Below are 24,132 nucleotides of genomic sequence, written 5' to 3'. Positions count from 1 at the left end.
CAGAGCGGTGGCGCGCTTCAACCGATCACGCTGGATAGAAGGCAGGCGTCTTGTCTGGTTATCTGTGCCCCAAGCTCGACCAACCGCGCACTGATTGTGTGTTCGTGTTTTTCCCGAGCTGCCACCTGTTGCGAAAACTGCGCGACCAGCGTTTCAACATCGAAAGTTTCAATGTGCTGGCAGTACTCGCCCAGGCCCATTTCTTCCATCAGCACGTCGTTCTTCCTGGCGTAGCCGAGCGAGATAGTCGGCCTACACATCTTCAATGCGCAAACAATGTTATGGAAGCGCGTGGCGACGACGATGTCGGTAAGCGCCATCTGCCCCATCACGTCACTCAGCGAATTGACCTGCGCATACGCGAGCTTCGAGTCCGGCCTGAGCTCTCTCACGGCAGCCTGGATGGCGTCGACCGCGATTATGTCATCGTCATCGCCCGTGAGAAGCCTGACGTCGTGCCCGCTGTCCAGGAGGTAGACGACGAACATTGCCAGCTTGCCGATGTATCGCGAAAAGATCGACTGGCCGCCTTCGGCGAAACCAAACCAGCCTCGGTAGGCCATGACGCCGACACCCACCCTCAGAACGTTCGGGTCGATCGGCGGGACGGGCGTTGGCGCGGGCAGGCCAAAGGCCAGGTCTGGATAGACCGCATCTGCGCGGGCATCGAAGCCGGCGCTCGCCATGAATTCCTTGGATTGCAGGTCGCGATAAGACCGATAGTGGGCCAGGCGGGCCGCCGAGATCATCAACAGGCGGCTGAGGCGGTTCCTGATGGGCCCTGCCCCGATGCTGACGAATGCAATACGCGTGCCAGCGAGCCTGGCCGCCAGGCACCATTTCAGGATGTCATAGGGCATCCCAGCCGGCCTTTCACCGAAATCATCCAGGATTCCGGTGCCTGGGAGAATCATCACATCCGCTTTGCGGATGTAGCGGAACGCGCGCGCGAAATCGGCCAGTTTTCCCGGAATTTTCAGGAACAGCCGGTTCATCATTCCGGCAAAGCCGCCCCTCGGACCATTCCGGCGGATAGGCAGGGTCTCGATCCCGAACGCTTCCTTGACGATTTCGGGTTCCCGGCAGATGCATGACAGTTCCGCCTCCGGCCGCTCCCTCGTTAGAAACCCGACCATCGCCTCGAGTGAGCCTTCATTGCCGAGGTTGCCGCTGCCGAAGAGTCCGAACAAAGCTATTCTCTGCGGCGCCCTGCGCAAGCCGGTACCCCCTGCGCTTGCATCATGGGGCATCGCCATCTTCGCGTCGGTGGTGAGGAAGCTATCAAACCTGTCGGCATCAATTCTGGCGATCATTGGCTTTGCACCGGCGGCGAGCGGAGTTCCAATATCCAATCGGCATGATTGCCTTTTGGCGGAGCGAGATACAGGACGTCCGTGGAAAATGGAGAATCCAGCAGCTGTCTCGCTCCCTCCGGTGGAAGGATCGATCCAGCGAGCCGAGACTTCGGGCCCGGCGAGCTTTGCCAGGTCGAGGGTGACGCCCCTGCCGGCGGGGAGATAGATGACAGCGAGCGAGCCGTCCTTGGTCCGAGCGGCAGTCGTTCGGGTGTGGTAGTTGCCCCTCCTGATCAGCAAATCGTTGCCTGTGTCAGGGTCCAGATCCCACCATTTGATGGACGAGAAATATTCTTGCAAAATCTGCATGCTCCGTGTCCCCGGACTATCAAGGGCTTGCTGCCAAGTCATTTCCGTCGGAAAAATGCTCGGGCCGCCGAAATGCCAGATCGGGTTGTTGCCGTAGACGTGCCCGAAGGCACCGGAGAGGATCGCCTGGTAGGCCTGCACGCGAACCCGGTGCTCGTCGGCACCGTGTTCGAACTCATAGGCGCTCTCGATGAGGAAGAAGGGCATGCCCCTGTCGGCCTCGTACTCCCGGCTCGCTGCCGCATAGGTGGGCTCGTATGTGTAGATGTCGTTGACCTTCAGCCAGGGTTCGTAGCCCCAGAAGTCCAAAGGTGCCGTTTCCGGAGCGCCGTGGACGGTACCAAGGGCGCCTGGGTCCTCTTCCATGATGGCCCGAGCGAGGGCCCTGACCAATTCCTTGTCGACAGGATTATAGTCACCCCCGTTGACCCACATGATGTTGTCGAAACGCCGGTAACGGCTCCCGACAAAATGGCCGTAGGTGGCGAGACTTCCCGCGCCCGCGGCCACCATTTCCTGATACCAGCCTTCGTCACCGCCGCCGGTCCCGAGATATGCCGGAACAAGGAGCACGAGGAAACCAAGGTCGCATGCCCTCTGCAGGATGCGGTCGGCACGGGCAAAATATGCTTCGTTCGGAAGTACAAAATTTCCGTTGTCCGCGAATGGCCTCTCGCCATAAGCATTTGCGGGAGCGTTGCGGGAGAACCGGTGTTCGATGAGGTTCACCAGAATCGTGTTAAACCCGCGCGCCTTGCGGTCCTCGAGATAGAGCTCAGCTTCGTCATCCTTGAGATCGGCGATGAGAGACCACGCCGCCTCACCTTGCATGAAGAACGGACGGCCATTCCGGTCGACTGGATAATTCTTGCCGGGTTCGACCCTCAACGGGAACTGCGTCGCGCCATTGCGTTCGCATGCCGAACTTGCGGTGGCAATGGCCGCAGAAAGGACAATGGCCATGAGAGCGGTGGTGGCGAGGCGCATCACCATGGTACCCTCCTTCCGGCTGACCTTCCTGTCTAACCTGGGGCCGGCACCGTGGAAACCGCACGGGTCGCCGCGTATCTGGAGTTGAACTCGGCCGAATTGACGATGCCGAAGGCCACCATCTCCCGTGTCATGGATCCCGCACGTAACTGAGTGACGTAGGTCTCCAGCCCGTAACCGTCCGCGCCACGGCCGAGAAGCAACTGAAAAAGGAAATTGACGTAGGCGCTGTCCGTAAGGCTGATCGTCACGTATTTGGCTTCGAACTCGTCCGTGCCCAGCATTTGCACGATCATGTCGGCAAGTTTGCTGTTTCCGTCTTCGAGTGCTGCCGACCACCGTGCCACGCTGTCCGCGTCGGCCTGACGGCCAAGAACGAGGCAGTAGGCGAAGCTTGCCTGCCTAGCATAGACTGGCTTGTCCGCAGCCGTGGTCTGGGGGTCGCATTCTCGAAGCGGCTTGGGCGACGGCTGCGGGCCGCGGAGCAAATTACGCACCGTCCTGTAGGCGGGCTTCGGCTCGCCGGCCCTCCATTTGCCTTCAGGTGCGGCGGTGAGCCTGACCAACCCCATATTGGCTTCGAAGCTTGGCGCCCAATAGGTCTCGTCGAGCAGTTCATAAATGTGGGCCGCTTCGACCTTGTATTTCGCGCTGAGTTCGCGAAGCCGCGTCATCGTCTGCTTGATGCCGTCGGCCTGCTGCCGCTCCCCCCGCTGACTTCCGTAGGGGTTATTGAATTCGGTGACCCAGATCGGCTTGCCGTAGCCCGAGATTTCACGGAAGGCCCATTCCGGGTCTTCGCCGTACATATGCCAGACAGAGATGTCCCAGGAGATCCCATCTTGCTTCATCCGCGCGAACGCGCCCGTATGGCCCCATCCCGCTGTGCCGATCGCCTTTCTTATGCCGGGATCTACCTCCGTCATGCCTTCGGACAGGCCTTTGAGGACGGCGCTAACCTTCACCCAGCGCGGGCCGTAATAGTCGAGCGCTCCCGTTCCTCCCGCCGGTCCCCATGCGCACGGATACTGGGTGCCGTCGTCGCGCTTTTCGCAGGGCTGGATGATGGCATAGTTCTCCATCTCGTTGCCGAGCTCCCAAACCCGGATGTCGTTCTTGAACCTGGTGCCAAGAGCGATCGCCAGCTTCCGGCTCTTCTCATAGAGATCTTGCGGACTGTCCTTGTCCATACTGACGCCCGCCGGCGTGATGACAGGCAGGATCTCGATCCCTCTCGCCTTTCCGGCGTCGACGAGGGCGGCGAGCTCATTCGCGTTGTCCGCGCTGGTCACGTTCACGCGGTACGATTTCAGGCCCAGATCCTTGAGGAAGTCGAGTTGCCTTTCAAACGGGACACCCGGATAGGCAACGATAGGGTGTCCGTTGACACCCCAGAGGAGATCAGCGGAGGCGGGCGCTACGGCCACAAGCAGGCAAGTCGCAGCGGCTGCAAAACGAAGAGACATGGCAAGCGCCTCGATGCTCGATTCCAAACTCAGGCTCGATAGTCTGGTTTGCGATCGTGGGAAGCAATTTGCCCATACGGGTGAAGAGAGTCGCCGTATTACCCCTTTCGGACGTAACTCCAAGTCCCGGCTGCGTCGTTATGGCAGCAGTCGGTTGGATTATCTTGGCACACTGCCAACGACCGCTGGGCTGCGCTGGCGTTTTATAGCCTTCCGGATGAAATCCAGAATCGGCCTTTCCAGCAACAGATGTGTCAGCACGCCGACAATAATGCACACGCATATGATTGTGGGGACAACCGGGACTTGCGATACCCCTCCAACGAATGTCGACTTGATTAGCCAGCCATATGCCAACATGACGAAGATGTGCGTCAGATAGAGCGCGTAAGATGCGTCGCCGAGGAACACGGCGGCTCGGCCCAGTCTAGACCGCGGCCGCTCGACGTCGAGAAAGGCCGCCACAATCAAGGTCGCTGGAATCCCCCACATGACGACCCGAGTGGCATTTGGCGCGGCATCGTGGGGCATCGTGAAAATCGAGGCCGCTATTATAACCATAAATCCAATGATGCCGAGAGCTTGCGGGACTTTCCACTTTCTTCCAGCGCCGAACAACAGCGCCAAAATGATACCGAAGCAGAATTCCAGAATGAGAGGGCTGGAGACGAAATTGGCGAATCTCGGATCCTGAATCTGACCCCCAAACGCAATCCCAACGATCATCAGGAGTATAGCCGCAATCGATGTTGGGCCCATCTTGCCCAGCGCTAGACAAATCGAAAATACCACGTAGAAATATACCTCGTACGAAAGCGTCCATGCGACAAACACTAGCTTGTCTCCTGGGAGCAATAGAACCGAGTTTAATATAGTGTACGAATCTATGTGCTTGTTGTGCAGAAACCCAACTGCCGATAATGCAAATATGGCGGCGCTGCATATCCAGTACAATGGGAAAATGCGCGTTGCCCGCTTGATGATGAAATCCCTTGGTGAATCAGGGAGCCGGCCAAAAGGGAAGCTCACATACACCATGATAAACCCGCTGATCACGAAGAACAGATCGACTCCGGCGCCACCGGAGGTTGCTATCCAGTAGGGGCCGAAGCGCCCAGCTTCCGATCCCTCCGACATGTCAAAGGTATGGCGAACGACCACAGCAAGAGCCGCAATCGCGCGGAGCATCTGCAACCCATACAGCTCGCGGTTCTGCCTGCCCATCGCATTCCCAGCCGTGTCAGAACAAGGCTGTCGATCCTAGGTCGATCCTGCCGCAACACAACCCATCCCTCCGGCGAGGGCGCCTTACGTCCAATGGATATCTGAAGGGCCGCTGCTGACCGAGGTGATAACAGCGCCATGCGAAGCGCCTCACTCGGCTGTCCTCATAGCTTCGAGCATCGGGCAGCATGTCTCAGTTGCTGCGCGACAGATGCAGGTCGCTCCGAGTGGTCGACAGGCAGAACCGTGACGTGCGCGCTACCCCTTTGGGCGGGTACGTCCCTTAGCCTTTTTGGCGGCATGATCTTCCAACTCGTTTGTCGGACTATCGGTGATCGAGGCGGCCCCCGCCTGACTGGAGAAAACAGCACCCATGCTCGGCGTAAAACGCGCACTCTTGATAAGCACGGGTGAACGCTACGTCCTGTTTGCCACGAATTTTGCCACGGCTGCCGCGGTCTCGCGGATACTGACGCCCGAAGAGATCGGGGTATCGGCGATCGGCACCGCTATCCTGGCGATTGTCTTGTCCGTCAGGGAATTCTCAAGTTCGAGCTACCTGATACAGCGCGACGAGCTGAGCCGCGAAGATATCGCGGCGACATTTACGGTTATGTTCATCCTTACAGGGGTCATCGCGGCTATTCTCGTCGCCGTCTCCCCTGCAATTGCTCTATTCTATCGGCAGCCGAACCTTGTCCCATACTTTCACATCGTCTCGCTCTGCCTGTTCCTCGATGCTTGCTTCATTCTAGTCAACGCCCTCCTCCGGCGGGAAATGTCCTTTGGCAAGGTGGCGGCCATCAACATCACTGGGGCGGTGACGTCTTCGGCAGCAACAATCATGCTTGCGTTTGACGGCTTCAGCTACATGAGCTTCGCTTGGGGATGGCTCATCGGCAGCGGGCTTGCCGCGGCGCTCGCGCTGGCCATGCGCCCCCATTTCTGGATGTTCAAGCCGTCTTTCGCCAACTGGCGCGGGATGATCTCGTTCGGCGGATACAATGGCGCCATCGCCATCATCTTCTACATCTTCGATGCCCTGCCTTTGCTGCTCCTGGGCCGCTTCGTGTCACCGAATGCCGCGGGCCTGTTCAGCCGCACCTTGTTGATCGGCCAGATACCCGACAAACTCGTCCTCGGAGGAGCGATGAGTGTGGTGCTGCCGGCCTTTTCGGCCGAGGTCAGGCAAGGCAGGGATTTGAAACGCCCATATCTCACCGCCCTTTCCCTCATCACCGGGCTCCACTGGCCCGCGCTCCTGGTGCTTTCGGTGCTGGCGCGTCCCGTCGTAGAAATCACGCTCGGTCACCAATGGGTCGAGGCCGCCCCCCTCGTCCAGGTCGTCGCTATTGCCCTTCTTTTCTCATTCAGTTTCCAGCTCAATTATCCGGTGACGGTGGCGGTGGGCGCGATCCGCGACTTGCTCATTCGGGCATTGATCGCCTTCCCGCTTTCCGGGGTCATTGTATCGATAGCCGTAATTTCTGGCGGACTGCACGCAGCCATATGGTGCATGCTGGTGACCGTTCCTTTTCAGGCATTTGTCGCTCTGAGCTTCGTCCGTCGCAGGTTGGGACTGAGACGCAGAGATATTGCCGCGGCGATATGGAGAAGCGCTGTAGTGGCTGCGGCGAGCGTGTTCCCTCCGCTCGCCGTCACCTGGGCTTACGGTGCAGGCCTTTCCCACGGGCAAGCATTTGGCGCGGGATTGCTGGCACTGATCGGATGGGCAGCCGCACTGGTCCTCACCAGGCACCCGCTGCTCGGCGAGATCGTCAGAACCATTCCTGATTTTCGGCGGGTTCGTGCCTCGGCAGGCTCGCACACCGCAGAGCCCGCCGAATCGTAGGGATTGGATCAAGATAGCTGCTCAATCAGCCGTAAAATCCTGACCCGCTCGGGTTTCCTGCGCAGTCGGTTTGCCCAGTATGGCAAGCCCAAATAGCCGGAGGGAATTTTCAGGCCGAGATCCTCGCATTCATACGCTATGCCACGAAGTATGGACCGCTCCTTTCGGTCGGCGCGGTGAGCTCTCGCGGGGAGGAATTTCTGGGGCCCGGTATAGTGACGGATCAATGCACGGTCCCAATAGGCAGTCTGAAAGGCGGACTTCTGCACGTTGAATTCCACCGGCAGTGTTTCCCATGATCCGCCGGCGGCGATATTGAGGGCGCATTGGTCGAGATCGTTGCATGGTCCATCCCAATAGGGGCAGAAGTCCGCATGAGCCTTGACCGCGGCTTCGTACCGCTCGGGAATTCCCGAAGCAATCCACCGGGAGGCATTGATGACCAGCAGGCCGGAGTTGAAGTAGCGTCGCTGAAGGCCGTGCTTGTCGCAGTTAGCGAAAAAGGCGGGATTGTCGCTGCCCGTGGACACGGATAGGTCGGGCGCCGCCGCCAGCGGTTGCGTTTTTGGCGCGGCAGTTTCCAGATCGAGAGGTCGCACGGCCAGCGTGTCATTGTCCAGGTAACAGACGACATCGTGTTCGCCTAAAGCCATCGCGATCGCGTCGGTCTTTGCGTATGCAGTGGGCGTTATGTGGCCGCGGCCTGGCAAACCCCGATCGACCGTCAGCAGGGCGTGTGTCGCCAGCCGATGCCCCTTCGCCTGGAGGAACCTGAGCACGGTTGCCGGCGGGTCGGAGCGGAAACCAGCCTGAACGATGTGGATGTCTATCTCGCGCGCTTGGTTCAAGCCTAGCGCGACAGCACTGGCATAGGTCAGATCGTCACGCCTGCCGTCCGTCAGGTAAACGACACCGAGCCGCCTCTTGCTCATGCGCGATCCTCCGAGTGGTTGGCGATCGAGCCCAACCGACCCGAAATCACCGACAGCGCTCGCTTAAAGGTCCCCTTCTTTCGATAGAAATGTCCCATCGGCGGGAAGAGGCTCGATAACGGCGTTAGCGAAAAGCAATATTTAAGCAGTTCGACACCGTACGCTGTCTTTCCCCGAAACAGATGGGAGATTGCTGACCAATAGGCAGCGTCGCCAATTCTATGGATGGCTATGCGATGCAGCCGGTTTGATTCCCGCATGGCTGCTCCTTCCCTTGTGAAGAAGCTGTTGAAGACAGCCTCCCGTTCCTTCAACTGGATCAGTTTGTCTGAAAAGTAGACAACCGTCATTTGCCCCGGATGCAGGCGGCGAATGCCGAGGGCGCCTTCGAACTCCACGACGCAACCCAACCGGGCAAGGCGAAGTGCAATCTCCAGATCGTCTGCATGGGGAAGCGAGGCCCGGTAATGCCCCACCGCTTTTTGCGCGGCCGTCCTGACCACCATCGCTCCCAAGGCCAGGGATAACCCTAGATGGTGGCAGCAATCCTCAATGAAGCCCGCCCCTTCCCTGACTCGCCATCGATCCGGTTGACTTGGTTCGACGAAATCCTCTCCGTCGACCATGCTAAGTTCAGAACCAATTGCAAAAACAGCCTTCGGATTGCTTTCGAGCGCGACAATGGCGCGCCGGAGCGAACCATCAGCCAGGAGGTCGTCGGCGCACAGGATAATGAAGTAATCGCCACGCGCAAGGTCAATACCTTCATTGAAAGATGCTACCGGGCCAAGATTTCTGTCATGGCGGACGATTTCAATCCGACTATCCTCTGCAGCAAAGCGGCCCGCCACCTCCAAGCTGTCGTCGGTCGAGTCATTGTCAATTATTATAATGCGAAGGTCGTCTATCTGCTGCGAAAGCGCACTGCGTATACTTTGCGCGAGGTACCTTCCCGCGTTGTAGCAAGGTATAACGACATCGACGCAAGGCATCAGCGCGGCCTTCTGACCGGCCGGCTGCGCTTTTTTGTCGGCCCAGGACAAGGCATCAGCTTGCTCCATCACGAACAAAGGACGGGGCCTGGCAGTCGAAATCGGCGTCGACCTGGATCATGAGTTCGAGATATTTCCAAGCAATCCAGCGCCAGGAATAACTGTTCGCCCTGGCGTTCCCCTTGGTCACCAGCCATTCGCGCAATGTCGGGTTAAGCAAGAGCAGGCGGACTTTCTCGGCCCACGAAGAGACATCATCGGGATCGGCGTAGAGCGCTGAGTCCCCGCAGATTTCCGGCAGGCAGGGCGAGGTCGATGCAATAACGGGGCAGCCCGACGCCATTGCTTCGATGGCAGGCAGCCCAAAACCCTCAATGCGCGACGGGAACAGGAAGCAAAGTGCGCCCTCGAGCGCTTTCTTGAAGTCGTCATCTCCGATGCGGCCGAGCAGGACGATGTTGCCGGGCATGCTCGGGACGTAGCGAAGAATCGTGGCTTCGTCGACATCGCCAGGCATCCAGAGATCGAGCCCCATATCGTCCAGGAGCGGAGCAAGCCTGGCGAGAAGCGCCATGTTCTTGTATTCCTGGCCCCGCCTTCCGAGGCAGAGGACATAGGACCTGCCGCGATCGACATTCAGCGACGATCTCGCTGCGTCCCATCTCTTTGTGTGGTCACTGCCATTGTAGGTGACGACTATGTTTTCGTCTGCCGCGACGCCGAACGCGACGAGATGGCTGCGCGAGAGTTCGGAGACGGTGGTGATCCGGGCCGCCCTCCTGCCGAGCGCCGGCAGGATCAGCCTGTGCGCCCATCGGAAACCGCGTCCGTAGCTCGACGGCATGAGCCGGGTGTGCATGTCGTGGATACAGGCGATATGGCGCCTCAGGACCACGGGAGCAAGGTTGCAGAAGCTCAACAATCCGCCAGGCACATGCCATGGCAGCTGCGCCTGCACCCAGAACTGCGGAAGTCGCGGACTGCTGAATTCGGGGACGACCCGGACGGGAATGGCATTCAGACCGAGAGGTTCGGAAGGGACACGCGGCACGACGACGTCGATGTTGAGGTCGCGGCCGAGAGGATGACCTTCGGAAACAAGGGCGTCGAGCGCGATCGTGACCTCCCGGGCGTAGCGGGCTACTCCGGTCGGCCTAAGCGTCGTGAAGTCTCCGTTTATCGTCCAGCGTCGCCTCGGCGTTTCCGGCTGTGCCCAATTGCGGCGCGAGGGTCCGGCAAGGATCAGTTCGTCATCCGCGAGCGAATCTATCAACGGGATACTGGCGCCGTGCCCGTTCAACTTCGAGGGCCCGGCTGGCAGAATCAACTCCGTGCCGAATTCGAACTTCGCCATTTCCACCTTCCTCTCTGCAGCACGGACCATAGTAGCATTCCAGCAGGCGCGAAGGTCCTCAGACGTTTGAGGTACGACCGCTCTCCAAATCTCGCCCGTCAGGATGATTCCAAGCCGGCGAATGACCCGATGGTCATGGTGACGCGTCATGGCCGCGGCTCCATATTGAAGCCTGCAAAGGGAGCGCAGGATGGGACGGCGTTGGACGATCAATGGGCGTTTTCTTTCCCAGCCGACGACGGGCGTCCAGCGCTATGCCCGCGAGATCGTGAATTCGCTTGACGCTTTGATCGCTGAACGAGCGCCTCTCGCCCGCGGCATCGAAGTCCAGCTTCACTGTCCGCCCGGCTCCGACGAAATGCCCCTCGCCTCGATCGTACGACGCGAAGTCGGCAGCGCGGGCGGCCATGTCTGGGAGCAGACGCAGCTCCCCTCATCCCTCAACGGCAGCGGACTGCTCAGCCTCTGCAACACGGGGCCGCTTCTTTCGCGGAAGCACATTGTCTGCATCCACGACGCAAACGTCTGGAATGCCCCCCAAAGCTATTCCTTTGCCTTCAGGAGCCTCTACAGGACCCTGCTGCCGGGACTCGGGAAGACGGCGCGGAGCATCTCTACAGTCTCCGGCTACTCGCTAGGCGAGTTGGTAGGCCGAAGGGTCATTCCGGCGCAACGGTCTTTCGTTGCGCCTAACGGCCATGAACATGTCTTGCGATGGACGCCTGGACATTCGCCGGCAACACAGCGGGCGGCCTCGCCGGAAACCATCGTCCTGATCGGCAGCGCCGCACCGCACAAGAATGTGGATCTCATCCTCAACATGGCCGACCGTCTTGCCGAAAACGGGTTCAGGATCGCGATTGTCGGCATGTCGGACTCGCGCGTTTTCCGCTCGGGATTGAGCCCGACCCAAGCGCAACACGTTCATTGGCTCGGGCGCATCTCCGATAGCGAGTTGGCAGCTCTGCTGGCGGACTCGCTCTGCCTGGCTTTCCCTTCGCTCACGGAAGGTTTCGGCCTGCCGGCCCTCGAGGCGATGGCAATCGGCTGCCCGGTCGTGGTTTCCGACCGCGCCAGCCTACCGGAAGTCTGTGGCGACGCGGCGCTCTTTGCCCCTCCCGACGACCCGGAGGCGTGGTTCGCGCGGTTCACGGAGCTTCGCAGTTCCTTGGCGCTGCAACTGCGGATGGTAGCAAGGGGAAAGGAACGAGCGCTCAAATACAGTTGGAGGGAAACGGCCATGCGCTACCTCGAAGCGATGGCGGCCGCCGATGGCGTGGAAACCGGAACGAGGAGCTCGAGGGTTTGCGAATTCACGTGATCTCGTGAAGCGTCTGGACGGCCCCGAGCGATTCCAGGATGGCTTGGTCGAAATTCTCCGCGGAGAAGCGTCCCGCGTTCCTGGAGCATGCGCGCGGTGCGATGGCGTGGCTGTTCTCCTCGAAAAGCTCGACCGCGCCCTTAAGATGATCGACGGTCTGCGCCTTGAACAGCACTCCCGTCGGCTCCGGCGATGAACCGAGGCGCCGCACTATGTCGACCGCTCCGCCGCGGCCGAAGGCAATCAGCGGCGTCCCGCAGGCCTGCGCTTCGGCAAGCGCTATTCCAAAATCCTCGCAACCGGCGAATACCATAGCCTTTGCCCTTGCCACGGTGTTCACGTAGTCTTGCCGAGGCAGGTAACCCGAGAACGTTATGTTCGGGCCGGCAAGCGCCCGCAGGCCGGCTGATTGCTGGCCCTCGCCGACGATGACCAGCCGCCGCGACGGCATCTCGTTGAAGGCGCGGATGACCAGGTCCGTGCGCTTGTACGGAGCGAGGAAGGACGCACAGACGTAGTAATCGTCCTTGTCATCTACGCACGGCAGCTCCGCCAAGGCGACCGGAGGGAAAACCACGCGCGCGTCTCGCCCGTAGATATGCTGGATACGGGAACGGACATAGTTCGAATTGGCGAGCATCAGGTCTGGCCCGTGCGCGGTCCTGGTATCCCATGTTCTCAGACGATGAAGCATGTAGCGATAGAGAACTCCTTTGGGACCGAAGCCGAGCCGCCCTTGCTGAAGATAGGAGAACTGCTCATCCCAAGCGTAGCGGATGGGGCTGTGCACATAGCATAGGTGCGGTTGGTCCGGCCTGGTGATGACGCCGCGCGAGAACGCGGCCGAGGACGAGATCACGGCGTCGTAGCCCGTCACGTCGAACTGTTCGATCAGGAATGGGCAGAAGAAGAAAAGGGATCGATAGAATTTCTGCACCATCGGAATTCGGTTGGCCGCGGAGGTGTGAAATTCAACGTCGCGGAAATATTGTTCCTTGACGTCGGCAGGCAGAAAATCGAAAAGCGTGAAGACTTCGGCGTTGGGGAACAGCTTGCAGATCTGTGCGAGAACCCGTTCGCCTCCGCGAAAATTCGGGCACCAGTCGTGAACGACGGCTATCCTCGCATGTCTATCCACCCGAAGCTCCGGCACGGCCGGCAGATCCTTGATGGGCATGTCGAGCCTGGCCGCGACAGCCAAGTCCGAAGAGCGCTCGTGGAGCATGGGTCCCCCTGGCTTCAATAGACCGGCAATTTCCGTTCCGCGTCACCCTTCCCGCAAGCTGTCCGATCGGGTGCCGGCTGCTTCTGGCGCATGCCTGTCTAATACTTACGGTGGTGGGTTCCGCGCTCGAAATACTCCGAAAGCCTATCCACTGGGGTAGGCCGAGTCCTGGGCGTCTCCTTTTATGCATGCTGTTTCGCTCTCCTGGCTGGTCTAGCCTCTTGGCGACCGACGTATGGATCGAGCATGAAACTGGCTGTGATCATCCCGACTCTCGGCCGCAGGGAACAACTCGCGCGGCTGCTTGCCTATCTGGGCGGCCAGACGAGACCTCCCGACGAGGTCATATTGTCGGCTCCTGACTCTACCCATGTCGAGTTGCCGGCAAGCTACCCTTTCCCTGTGTCGACCGTTTTCGGGCCGACGGGATTAGCCGCCCAGCGGAACGCGGCCCTTGCCGCGTCCTTGGGGCGCTTCGACGTGATCACCTTCTTCGACGACGATTTCGTTCCGTCGGCCAACTATCTGGCGCAGGTAGAGAAAGCTTTTGCCGGACATAACGACTGGGCAGTGGTGATGGGCGAAGTCGTGCGAGACGGGGCCAGCAATGCGGGCCTTACGTGGCAGGACGCCGAAGCCGCGCTGCGCGAGACCAATAGCAATGAGGCTGACAAGCCATCGGTGGTCGACCATGTCGGCGCGTACGGCTGCAACATGTCGCTTCGGTCCTCGTTGGTCGGCGACTTGCGATTTGATGAAAGGCTCGTCCTCTACGGCTGGCAGGAAGACATCGACTTCACAAGTCAGATGAGATCTAGGGGTCGAGTGGTTTGTGTGACGTCGATCAAAGGCGTCCATCTCGGCATCAAGACGGGACGGGTGAGCGGGGAGCGGTTCGGCTACTCCCAGGTCGCCAATCCGATCTACCTGATCAGGAAGGGCTCCGTTCCGGCCTCTTTCGCCCTTCCACTGATGTTCAGGAACATAGCGGCCAACCTCGCGAGGAGCCTGCGGCCCGAACCTTATGTCGACCGCAGGGGCAGACTGAGAGGTAACATGCTGGCGATGTTCCATGTCGCAATGGGGCGGATCGAACCCGAATACATTCTGAAAATCTGACGGTGGGCAAGACCATGCGCAAATGGGTGGTGACGGCGGCGGCGTCATTGGCGGCAATGATGGGCTGGACCCTGCCGACCATCGCGAACGAATATCTTTTTGGCCCGCAGGACAAGGTAAGGCTCAAAGTCTATGAATGGCGTGCGTCGCGCGACGTAGTCTTCGAGTGGACGGCACTCAATGATAACTTTACCGTCGGCGCCGACGGCATGCTCTTTCTGCCGTTTGTCGGCCAGATACGCGCAGAGGGCACTGCCCCCGGCGATCTGGCGCGCGCGATCGGCAGCCGTTTGATGCAGCAGATGGGCCTTGGTCGGCCGCCAGATGTCGCCGTGGAGATTGCCCAGTACAGACCGTTCTACATCGTCGGTAACGTCGCGCAGCCCGGCGAGTTTCCCTACAGACCCGGCCTAACGGTACTGCAGGCGATGGGTATCGCCGGCGGCTTGCGGACACGCGACCAGGACCTCCCGAGGCTCGAGCGCGAAATCATAACCGGCCAAGGAGACGTGGATCTGTTGGCGCAGTCCAGTGTCAGCCTGCTCGCACGCAAGGCAAGGCTGGAATCCGAACAGGTTGCCAGCGACGACATCTCTTTCCCTCCAGAGCTGACAGCGAGGGCTTCTAACCCGACGGTTGCTACTGCGATGGAGCAGGAGCGGAAAATCTTTGCCGTCCGTAAAGATGCGATGACCACACAACTGCGTTCGCTGAACGAACTTAAGGAATTTCTGCAAAAGGAACTGGAATCGCTCGGGCAGCAGATGACCTTCCATGACAAGCAGATCGAACTCGTCCAGAAGGAACTCGCCGGCGTCTCGAGCTTGGTGCAGAAAGGGTTGGCTGTCGCACCGCGGGAGTTATCGTTGGAAGGTACTCTTGCCCAAATGCAGAGTGACAGGCTGGTGGCCGAGACCTCGCTCCTGCGGGTCAGGCAGGACATAAGCAAGACGGACATCGAAATTCTCAACCTCGGCAATCAAAAGGCGAACGAAATTGCGGGCGCTTTGCGCGAGACGCAGCAGCAGCTCAGTGAAATTACCAGCAAAGCCGACACTGCGGTCCAGTTGCTCCATGATACCGAGGTCACCGCACCCGCTTTGCTCGCACTTGCCGAGCGCGCCCAAAACGCCAAGCCCATCTTCAAGATCGTCAGGACGACGGCCAGCGGGTCAGAAGAGCTTTCGGCTGACGAAACGACACAGATCGAGCCAGGTGACACCGTCAAGATCGAAATTCCTCGACCCAAGTCGGGCGTGGCTGCGCTGCCCGCGGCAGCCGGGGCCATGCAGGCGGAGACGCTACCGATTCAAGGCACCAACTGAGCACCGGAAGGACGACATCAGGGAATAAGGCAGACTGCTGTTTCCTCAAGAGTCGTCGACCATCGCTAATGCGCGTCGCCTTGAAATGGATTCAGGCGACAGGGCTTGGCTTGTTGCTTTGATGGGTGTCGCTGCAAGAGGACCGCTGCGCACTTTGGTTATACGCATCTTGGCGCGCGCGCGGTCGTGGCGATCGCAATGCCAAGGTAGCCTTCCCTCTTTCGGCTGAGCCGCGACGGCCTGCTGCGCCCCCCCAAAAAAGGTGCAGACAAGTGCCCGATGCAAGTGGATCATCTCACGTCGGCGCTTGCCATGCATTTTGAGGCCGCCTATCAGTGCCTCGATCGCTTCCGCACCAATTGCATGTTGATTCTTCCGAACTGCGGTCAATCGGCACCCCAGGGGTGGCACAATTGGAGACGTCGGTGCTGATGGCTATAGTCGCCGTATTTGCGTCGGGCATTCTGATCGGACTGCGCTTCAAGGCTCCTGCCTTGATCGCATTGACTGCGCTGCTCTTGATTGGGAGCTTCGCCTGGAATGACCTTGGCTTGCCCGGCTACGTAACGGTCGCCAAATTCATCATTCTGGCATTCGCATTGGCCTGCGCATACGTAATAGGGCTGGCATTGGCCGTGCACTGGAAGCGGAACGAGGGCTGATTGCCCGGCCGCGATTTCAGGACGCCCTGTCGAAACGCATCACCGCGAAGAAGGTTCTGAAGACTATCGCGAGGTCCAGCCAGATCGACCAGTTCCGCACATACTGGCTGTCCAGCGCGACGCGGTTGTCATAGTCCAGGCTGCTTCTTCCGCTCACCTGCCAAAGACCGGTGAGTCCCGGTCTCGCAGCGAGGTACTCGCCTTGGTGGTCGCCATACCGCCTTAGCTCGTCCCTGACGATTGGCCTTGGGCCGACGCAACTCATGTCGCCACGCAGTATGTTGATCAGTTGGGGAAGTTCGTCCAGGCTGGACTTGCGCAACAAACGTCCGAGGAACGTAACACGGGGATTCCTCCTGATCTTGTGGGTTTCTTCCCACTCCTTGCGCGCATCAGGATTGGCATCGAGATATGATTTCAAGACTTGATCCGAATTTGCGACCATCGAGCGAAACTTGTAGCAATTGAACGGCCTTCCGCCGAAGCCGACACGACTGTGCGAGAATATAGCCGGACCTCCGGCCGTGATCTTGATCAACACACCAACGATGATCATGACGGGAACGGCTAAAACGAGTGCTGTGCCGGCTATGACCACGTCCATGATCCGTTTGAGGAGGCCTCCAATCGGCGGATTTGTCGTTCCCCCATTAATGACGTTCGACAGTTCATTTGCCACCGCCCCGGCTCTGACGTGGTCGCGCGCGGGTACAACATTCAGGACAGGCCTGTTCTCGACCGAGACGGACACTGCTGGCTGACCCCAGATCGGCCCGCCCTGGCGCGACTGCTCTTCGAAGGCGTTTGTCATGTGACGGTCGCTATTTTCTATTTGTTTGACTTCGACAGTCTTCCAAGGGCGAAGCTCCCGGGCAAGAAATGCAAAGGAGGTAGCGTAATGGTCTAGGGGCTACACCCTAATCCTCACGTATGATCGCTCTACACGCTTTGCCGACTTCCGAAGGCGCTATGCTTGGCCGCAACCCGACGGTGCTTGGACGTCATCGACCTCGCGCTCGTGAGGAGGACGCCGAGTAGCTGCGACCTGGAGGCTTGCAGGGTGCGGACGAGTTCCCTTAGCGTGTCTACGTGCGTTTTTCCCCATTCCGCAACGACAACGACACCGTCGAGAACCGATCCGACGATCAGGTCATCCGGCCCAGATTCAAGCGTCGGCAGATCGATGATGACTACGTCGTAAGCGGCAAGTTCGTAGGCTGCCGGATCTTCGGCGCCAAGTTCGGAGAGAAATGCCTGCATGTTCCTCGGCTCGAGCAGTTTTCTTGCGTCCACCACGGAACTTGAAAGCACGTCGAAGCGCCGCCCTAAAGCACGGACGATGTTGTGCCGAATGGGATCCAGGCACTCTTTGCCCAAGATATCCGAGCGTCCGAGCAGCCTTGTAGTAGTCGTCGATCTGCGAACATCAGCGTCAACCACCAAAGTCGTGAGACCTGACATTGAGTAGAGCGTGGCGAGATTGCTCACGACCGAGCTTTTCTGACTGCTGTTCGAAACAGCTGTTACCCCAAGGAACCTTACAGGATGGCTCGTTTCCGCAAGGCTGATTTCGGTGCGCGCTTTCCTAAGGCTCTGGCTGTATCGCGACCAAGGATGCCTGGTCACCTCGTCGACGTTTCCGAATTCCCTCCGTTTGCTCTTGGGCGGCAATTCTCCAACGCATTCTATTCCCAGATAGTCGCGAATATGACGCGGCGAACGAATAGTCCAATCGAACGTATGCCGCACGAACGAAAGACCAATGCCAAGAAGGAGCCCTGCAATACCCGCAAAAGCCAACACCAACTTGGGCTTGGGTGCGCTCGGATAAAGCGGCGCCGTCGCGGCCGTGATCACCCTTGCGTCAGCAACCGGGTAAGATTGCTGGCTTACTGAATTTGTATAAGCCTGCAGGAAGCTCTCATATATCTTCTGGTAAGTGTCTGCAGTGACCTCAAGCTCTTCGAGGGTCGGCTCCGGATTGGTGCCGTCACTGGCGCCGGCGTCACCGCTGACGCTGTAGTCGTGTCGGGAACGGAATGCCTGTGCCCTCGCCCTCGCTTCATTCATCTGGGTGCGGAGTTGCTGGAGGCGCTGTTCGAGCCACGCTCCACCTTCCTTTGCCGATTCCGCCTTGGTGTCGATCTGTTCATGCACGAAGGCATCAGCAGTCGCGTTGGCAATATTTGCGGCGCCCTCGGGGTCAGCAGACGTGAAAGAGATGTCAATGGCGTATGAAACGCCCACCCGTCGGACGTCGAGGCCATTACGGAAGATCGACATGCTGTACCGGGATTTCTGGTAGTCCGTCATCGCCACCGGTGCATCGGCTGCGTCCAGGCGTCGCTGAAGGGAAGTGGCCCAGGAGCCATCCCCAAGAACCGCAACGAGATTCCTGCCGACCTTCTTGATTCTATCCGACAGGGTCGGGTCCTGTGGTCGATTGAAATCGGGATCGTCGACAAGCTTCAACTGGTTGATGACCATCGATGCGATCTTCTCGGATTGCATCACGGCGATCTGGCTTTCGATTTGGGCGGTATCCAGAGACAGGTTAATTTCGCCCCCGTCCTGCTGCAGATGTTGCGGCAGTTTCGGCTCGATCAAAATCTGAGTGCTAGCTGTAAAAACCCGATCAGTGGTCGAATTGTAAAACCATGCCAGCAAGAGAGCCACGGCAACGCAGGACGCGATTGTCCCCAAATAGTGTCTCAGAAATCCGGTTATGTCCGATAGACTGATGAATTCCTGTCCGGCACTGGCCTGCTGATTGGCTGTCAAAGGCCACTGGCTGGCGAACAAGCGGTTCATTCAACATCTCCGGGGAGGCATGAAGGTGGGCTTCCGTGCACGCAGCACCCCGAGGCAGGATTTGTATAGTGTCCGACCGACATTCTCACGAGCCGAGTATCCTCGATCCTAAGCTTTCGCAAGGAAGACTACGCTGGCGCGGGGGAAGGTAAACGCCACCAATTGGCGTAGACCTACGCCCTATGGGAGCGAAGAAGACGCAGGCAAACCGGCCCTTATTCGATCGAGGAGCAACATCTGCTGATCCAGCCGCAACAGCCGCGTCTGGTTGGCCGCAAGATCCCGCGTGAGAATATCGAGCCCTGCCGACATGCACCCGCTCCTGTCCCCGTTTTCCGTCGCCTCCAGGGAGAATGCGGCGCAGTCTATCATCCGTCTACGAGCTCGGCGAAGTCGCTCCAATTCCTGTTCGATCTCCGGCTGAATATCGTCGAGCGCACGGGCCAAGCCTCTGAAACGCCTGCGATCGACGTCTTTCCGAAAAGAGAAGCTGAAAGCTGTGAGCGGCACCATATAGCCACAATTGAGGTCGGCGCCCGCCGCGGACCTTGGCTCTCAGGATATTCGATCGCCCTGCCCGGACGAGACCTTCTTTCGATCATCGGTCGACATCACCTAATGGATGAGGAGGTGCGAACCGGGGGGTAGAGCTACCCGAATTCATGAAGGGGCCGGGTCTCTCCGACATGTTAAGAATATGGTCGCAGTTTCGGAGCGGTAGCCGTGACCCTGACGATAGTCGGCAAAGCCATGCCGAACACATTCGCGTTCGACGACAGCGCTCTCATCAAAGCCACGAGCTTTCGGATCGCCGGCTTTAAGAAGTCAGGGCACTTCTTCTCAAATCCATCGATCGGGCGTCGATATGACGACGGGCTCGTCACGGCAATCGCCTTTGGCGAGATGCTCGACCGAAATCCGGGAAAGACGCTGGCCGGACCTTACAGCGCACTGCCGGTAACTTCTTGGTGCCCGACAACGTCGCCGTCCCGCGCCGCAATCCGGAGGTCGGAGCCTACAACCAGATATTCTGAGAGGAACTGAAGCATGGCACACCGGATCGTAAGTTTTGTCATGAGCGGGGGCGTCGGGTCCCGACTATGGCCGCTCTCGCGCGAAGACAATCCCAAGCAATTCCACGATCTTTCGGGCAATGGTTCCATGCTGGCAAAGACGGTTCGGCGCCTGAAGGCTTGGCCTGACAGCGAAACCCCGGTCTATCTGATAGCGTCCGAGCGTCATGCCGAACGGGTGATCTCGGATATAAGTCCACTCGGACTGAACGGGGGAAAGCCGATCTTCGAACCCCTAGGGCGCAACACCGCCGCAGCGGTGGCCATAGCGACACTGCAGACGATTTCCGAACACGGCAAGGATGCGCTTGTACTTGTGGTCCCTTCCGATCACGAGATATCGACCGAGAGGCAGTTCTGGGAAACCGTCGAGGCGGGCATGCCGGCCGCCGGCTCGGGAAGCATCGTCGTGTTCGGCATCAAGCCCACTCATCCCGAGACCGGATATGGGTACATAGAGGTTGCCGCCAATGGTGATGGCGCGGCTGCGGTTTCGCGCTTTGTCGAGAAGCCAAACATCGAGACGGCGCAAAGATACCTGGAGTCGGGAAGGTTCTACTGGAACGCGGGCATCTTCCTCTTTCGCGCCGATACGATGCAGAAGGCTTTGCTCGAGTTTCAGCCGGAGATCTGGGACACCGCGGAGCGCGCCTTCAGGGCGGCCAGATCCGACGTCTCCGGGCTTTACTTGCCCCAAGGCTTCTACTCGGCGATCCCCTCCACATCGATCGATTATGCAGTCATGGAACACGCGCAGGGCATCGCGATGGTGACGGCTTCCTTCCGCTGGAATGACCTTGGGTCGTGGCAGTCGTTGCTGGAGTGCAGCCCCGCAGACGGCAACGGCAACGTGGTGATGGGCGATGTCGTCGCCATGGATTGCGACCATTCCTACCTCAGAAGCCAAGGTCGGCTGCTCACCGTGATCGGAATGAAGGATGTGGCGGTAGTCGCAACACCTGACGCAATATTCGTGGCCCCTGTCAGCCACAGCCAGAATGTGAAGAAAGTCGTCGAACAGCTCGAAAAAAGCGGGCGCCTCGAGACGAAACTTACGGCCTCTGAAGACCGGGTCATTGTCAGTGGGTCATGGCGCAAGCGCGTCGAGCACTGGCTTTTCAATGAGACCCTGCCGCTATGGTCAACCGCAGGGGTCGATAGCTTGCACGGTGGCTTCCACGAAGCGCTCGGTTTCGATGCCAGACCCTTGGACAAACCCAAGCGGATGCGGACGATGGCCCGACAGATCTATGCTTTCGCCGTAGCCAAGGAACGTGGTTGGACCGGAGCAGCCGACAAGCTCATAGATCACGGAATCGACTTCATCGCAAAACATGGCCGCACCGACCGAGGCGGCTGGGTGCGTACCCTCAATGCCAACGGAAGTGTGGCCGACCCGGTGGAGGATGCTTACGACCATTCATGCGTGCTCCTCGCGCTTGCCCATGCCTATCACTGCGGTCACGAAGCTGCCCTTCAGCTTGCGCGAGAGACATTTCATTTCATCGACTCCCACCTCGAGGATGGCAGCCTGAACGGCTTTCTGGAGGCGCCAGGCTGGAGGGGTGTCAGATGCTCCAATCCGCACATGCACATGCTTGAATCCTTCATCGCCTGGTATGCCGCAACCGGCGATCGCGCATATCTTCGTCGGGCAGCTCGCGTCATCGACCTCTTCCGCTGCCATTTCTTCGATCATGAGACTTGGACGCTGGGCGAGTATTTCGATGCCGACTGGCTCCCAGCGCCCGGAGAAAAGGGACAGTGGACCGAACCGGGGCATCACTTCGAATGGGCCTCCCTGCTCGTGGATTTCGCGCGGGCCAGCGGGCAGAAAGATCTGGCTGCCTACGCCAGGAAGCTCTATTCCTCAGCGGTCGCCAGCGGATTGAACCGGGCCACAGGGCTTGCGTATGCGGCCGTGTCGCGACAAGGGATGCCTCTCAACCGGCTGTCGCGCAGCTGGCCGCAATGCGAGGCGATCAAAGCCGCTATCGCGTTGGACGACATCGATGGGCCTGATCTGAAACCCGAGATCGAAGCTCGCGTGGCGCGTCTTTTCAGATGGCATATCGATCCTGCCCCGCTTGGCCTGTGGGTGGACAGGATCGACGAGCGCGGCCGCTCGCAGGCGACTGAGGTCCCTGCCAGCATCTTCTACCATCTGGTGACGGCGCTGATGCAGTATCTCGACAAGACCGAAGGCCAGGTCGAACCGTTTCCGGTCCCTTCCCGTAAAGAGGACAGCCTCTTGCCGAAGAAGGTATATGGCTGAAGAAGCGACGGGCGCTGTCTCGCGACAGCAGCAGATAGGCTGGCGGGATATCCTCGCGGCAATTGCGGGAATACCAGCTACTGCTAATTCGGTATCCCCTTGCCTCTGGGTCGCCGCCGCTAACTGGGTTACCGTCCCGATTGGCTACACCTCAAAGAGAAGGGTCGTCCGACCACTCTGCTTCTTGGGCTGCGCAAACTCGTCAAGATGTTGGAAACCAGAGGCTCTTAGTCCGGGTAGTTAAGACGACTATGGCAAAAAAGAAATCGAGAGACAGGCGTAGTGGCGATCTCCTGAAGTTGCTGGCAACAAGGCCGCGGGCGGTCGCGCTGGCGGCGCTGCATGTGAGTGAATCGGTCCTTTTGGAACTCGAGGCGTCAGAAGTGTTGTCGCCGGCGGAGATCAGGGGGCTACTGAGGGACGCCTCGCTGACTTTGCGCAATGCTGCCGACCAGGCGGACAACCGGAGCTGCCTGGTTGCGAGTGAAATAGTCGAGTCTATGAGAGAGAACTTTAAGAGAAGTAAGTCATAGATGACACCAAATCCAGCGGGTATCGATGGGACCGCAAATCGTAGGGAGCCAGCGTCGGCGCTCGATTTTGCATCGCAGTACCTTCCTGGACCCGCTCGCGAAAGGGTTGCTCGTCGCGTGGAACTTCATTTACTTATTGAGGTTGAGGGAGGTATAAACGCCTTTGGGGGCGAGGGATACGGATGACGTTTGCTTCACGTTCTTTTTCGAAAGGAGACGAGCACCGCCCGTCATACGTTGGACTTAACGATGACGACACCGCGTTGATCAAGACGCTCGGGTTCGTTTCCAAGCGATATCCGGCCAACACGGTGATCTTCAGTCAGGGCGACAGCAACGATCGTACATACATCGTCGAGTCGGGCTGGGGCTGCATTTATCACGAGCTTTCGGGGGGGCAGCGACAAATTCTCGATTTTGCACTGACTGGCGATGTGGTTGTGGCTCAGTCGTATGGAAGTGGCACTGTCGGAACCTTCGTTGCTCAAACCGACCTCGCCTTGCTCCTGGCACCCACTAAGACATTGACGCTCGCCGCCATGAAATCGCCTCATCTGTTCTCGTTCATCGTTGAGGCGCTTATGCGCAATGGTGCTGTGATAGCTCAGCATCTGGCCAACGTAGGACGACGTACCGCCCTGGAGCGGACTGCGCATTTGCTGCTCGAACTGACAGGACGTCTGCAACGCGTTGGCGCAATTGACCACGACGGCTTTGACTGCCCGCTCACGCAATACGACCTCGCTGACGCCCTTGGCCTTACTCCGATCCACGTCAATCGAATGTTACGGGAACTTCGTGAGCGCAGGTTTCTCGAATTTCGACAGGGCCACGTCCGACTGCTCGATCATGCCGGTCTGAAGAAGTTCGTTGGGTTTGATGGGGGCTATCTCGATAACTGAGCCGGTCGCTCTTTGTCCCAACGCTCTTATCGCAGACGCGGACTTGCAGCCATCCGAAACCTCAGCATAGCTTCTTTGGGAGCGATGCGCAGGGACCTTACTGCCGCATGCCCTGCGGCTCATTCGATTTGGCTGGAAAGGCCGCAAACACGTCGGAGGTGATGGGACTCCCGTCGGTGATATCTGCGGCAATGGAATGAGCCGTGCCGAGTTGCTAACGTCTCAGCACCTGCAGCTCCGCTTAAGCGACCTCCTGGAAGCTACTTGGCTAGTGAAGCCGTGGCTTGCAGCGACGTCAGCCATCTTGTCCCGGAATATGCCTAAATACCCAAATATCTTCGAGGTGGGTAGCCGGGCGGCAATCCATGCTGCACGCCTCTACCACTCCGTCATTCATTTGGATGTATTTTTG

Annotated in this window: 17 protein-coding genes and 1 pseudogene; 8 read left to right on the top strand and 10 right to left on the bottom strand. The window is 59.1% G+C overall.

Going from position 1 to position 24,132, the window contains the following annotated elements:
• Positions 1-17: 17 nt before the first annotated feature.
• The 3 genes from ACR64R_RS01055 to ACR64R_RS01045 form a co-directional block, all read right to left on the bottom strand.
• The gene (locus ACR64R_RS01055; RefSeq protein WP_487359849.1) at positions 18-2,657 is read right to left on the bottom strand and encodes an apiosidase-like domain-containing protein; all 2,640 of its coding nucleotides are present in this window, start codon (positions 2,655-2,657) and stop codon (positions 18-20) included.
• Between the two features lie 29 nt (positions 2,658-2,686).
• Positions 2,687-4,120, bottom strand: a complete 1,434-nt coding sequence (locus ACR64R_RS01050) for a DUF4214 domain-containing protein (RefSeq protein ID WP_487362589.1) — start codon at positions 4,118-4,120, stop codon at positions 2,687-2,689.
• 159 nt (positions 4,121-4,279) lie between these two features.
• Positions 4,280-5,344, bottom strand: coding sequence for an acyltransferase family protein (locus ACR64R_RS01045; protein ID WP_487359848.1), 1,065 nt, complete (start codon positions 5,342-5,344; stop codon positions 4,280-4,282).
• 373 nt (positions 5,345-5,717) lie between these two features.
• Here ACR64R_RS01045 and ACR64R_RS01040 point away from each other — a divergent pair, with 373 nt between their 5' ends.
• Positions 5,718-7,196, top strand: coding sequence for an oligosaccharide flippase family protein (locus ACR64R_RS01040; RefSeq protein ID WP_487359847.1), 1,479 nt, complete (start codon positions 5,718-5,720; stop codon positions 7,194-7,196).
• Between the two features lie 8 nt (positions 7,197-7,204).
• Here the strand turns inward: ACR64R_RS01040 and ACR64R_RS01035 are convergent, their stop codons facing one another.
• From ACR64R_RS01035 to ACR64R_RS01025, 3 genes are read right to left on the bottom strand one after another with little or no spacing between them, the layout of a single operon-like run.
• On the bottom strand, positions 7,205-8,128 hold the full coding sequence (locus ACR64R_RS01035; protein WP_487359846.1) for a glycosyltransferase family 8 protein: 924 nt from the start codon (positions 8,126-8,128) through the stop codon (positions 7,205-7,207).
• Positions 8,125-9,189 carry a glycosyltransferase family 2 protein gene (locus ACR64R_RS01030; RefSeq protein WP_487362588.1) on the bottom strand — a complete coding sequence of 355 codons (1,065 nt, stop codon included), beginning with the start codon at positions 9,187-9,189 and terminating at the stop codon, positions 8,125-8,127. The genes ACR64R_RS01035 and ACR64R_RS01030 overlap by 4 nt, the downstream gene beginning before the upstream one ends.
• Positions 9,176-10,474: a glycosyltransferase family 4 protein gene (locus tag ACR64R_RS01025; RefSeq protein ID WP_487359845.1), complete on the bottom strand. Its 1,299-nt coding sequence runs from the start codon at positions 10,472-10,474 to the stop codon at positions 9,176-9,178. Before ACR64R_RS01025 ends, ACR64R_RS01030 begins: the two co-directional genes overlap by 14 nt.
• Positions 10,475-10,664: 190 nt before the next feature.
• Between ACR64R_RS01025 and ACR64R_RS01020 the strand changes: the two genes are divergently transcribed.
• On the top strand, positions 10,665-11,795 hold the full coding sequence (locus ACR64R_RS01020; protein WP_487359844.1) for a glycosyltransferase family 4 protein: 1,131 nt from the start codon (positions 10,665-10,667) through the stop codon (positions 11,793-11,795).
• On the opposite strand, the gene ACR64R_RS01015 is transcribed toward ACR64R_RS01020, so the two are convergent.
• Complete coding sequence (locus ACR64R_RS01015; protein WP_487359843.1) at positions 11,788-13,020, bottom strand: glycosyltransferase; 1,233 nt, start codon at positions 13,018-13,020, stop codon at positions 11,788-11,790. The genes ACR64R_RS01020 and ACR64R_RS01015 overlap by 8 nt on opposite strands.
• Before the next feature lie 246 nt (positions 13,021-13,266).
• On the opposite strand from ACR64R_RS01015, the gene ACR64R_RS01010 reads away from it, so the two are divergent.
• Together ACR64R_RS01010 and ACR64R_RS01005 are read left to right on the top strand one after the other, a co-directional pair.
• Positions 13,267-14,139 carry a glycosyltransferase family 2 protein gene (locus tag ACR64R_RS01010; RefSeq protein WP_487359842.1) on the top strand — a complete coding sequence of 291 codons (873 nt, stop codon included), beginning with the start codon at positions 13,267-13,269 and terminating at the stop codon, positions 14,137-14,139.
• Between the two features lie 2 nt (positions 14,140-14,141).
• Complete coding sequence (locus ACR64R_RS01005; protein WP_487359841.1) at positions 14,142-15,464, top strand: polysaccharide biosynthesis/export family protein; 1,323 nt, start codon at positions 14,142-14,144, stop codon at positions 15,462-15,464.
• A 45-nt stretch (positions 15,465-15,509) separates the two neighbouring features.
• Here the strand turns inward: ACR64R_RS01005 and ACR64R_RS01000 are convergent, their stop codons facing one another.
• Positions 15,510-15,854 carry a hypothetical protein gene (locus ACR64R_RS01000; RefSeq protein ID WP_487359840.1) on the bottom strand — a complete coding sequence of 115 codons (345 nt, stop codon included), beginning with the start codon at positions 15,852-15,854 and terminating at the stop codon, positions 15,510-15,512.
• Positions 15,855-15,895: 41 nt separating this feature from the next.
• Between ACR64R_RS01000 and ACR64R_RS00995 the strand changes: the two genes are divergently transcribed.
• Entirely contained in the window at positions 15,896-16,126 is a 231-nt protein-coding gene (locus ACR64R_RS00995; RefSeq protein WP_487359839.1) for a hypothetical protein, read from the top strand.
• Between the two features lie 16 nt (positions 16,127-16,142).
• Here the strand turns inward: ACR64R_RS00995 and ACR64R_RS00990 are convergent, their stop codons facing one another.
• Together ACR64R_RS00990 and ACR64R_RS00985 are read right to left on the bottom strand one after the other, a co-directional pair.
• Entirely contained in the window at positions 16,143-16,937 is a 795-nt protein-coding gene (locus ACR64R_RS00990; RefSeq protein ID WP_487359838.1) for a sugar transferase, read from the bottom strand.
• A gap of 128 nt (positions 16,938-17,065) precedes the next feature.
• On the bottom strand, positions 17,066-18,937 hold the full coding sequence (locus tag ACR64R_RS00985) for a GumC family protein (protein ID WP_487359837.1): 1,872 nt from the start codon (positions 18,935-18,937) through the stop codon (positions 17,066-17,068).
• A gap of 807 nt (positions 18,938-19,744) precedes the next feature.
• Between ACR64R_RS00985 and ACR64R_RS00980 the strand changes: the two are divergent.
• The 3 genes and pseudogenes from ACR64R_RS00980 to ACR64R_RS00970 form a co-directional block, all read left to right on the top strand.
• A pseudogene (locus tag ACR64R_RS00980) lies at positions 19,745-19,924 on the top strand (phosphomannomutase/phosphoglucomutase); the annotation flags it as partial.
• 60 nt (positions 19,925-19,984) lie between these two features.
• Positions 19,985-22,285 carry a mannose-1-phosphate guanylyltransferase/mannose-6-phosphate isomerase gene (locus tag ACR64R_RS00975; RefSeq protein ID WP_487359836.1) on the top strand — a complete coding sequence of 767 codons (2,301 nt, stop codon included), beginning with the start codon at positions 19,985-19,987 and terminating at the stop codon, positions 22,283-22,285.
• Positions 22,286-23,081: 796 nt separating this feature from the next.
• Positions 23,082-23,720, top strand: coding sequence for a Crp/Fnr family transcriptional regulator (locus ACR64R_RS00970; RefSeq protein ID WP_487359835.1), 639 nt, complete (start codon positions 23,082-23,084; stop codon positions 23,718-23,720).
• The last annotated feature ends 412 nt before the right edge of the window (positions 23,721-24,132 follow it).

The sequence above is a fragment of the Mesorhizobium sp. MC2-1-1 genome, from assembly GCF_057597255.1.
Note: the sequence above shows the minus strand (reverse complement) of the source record. Positions and strands in the feature narration are given on the sequence as shown.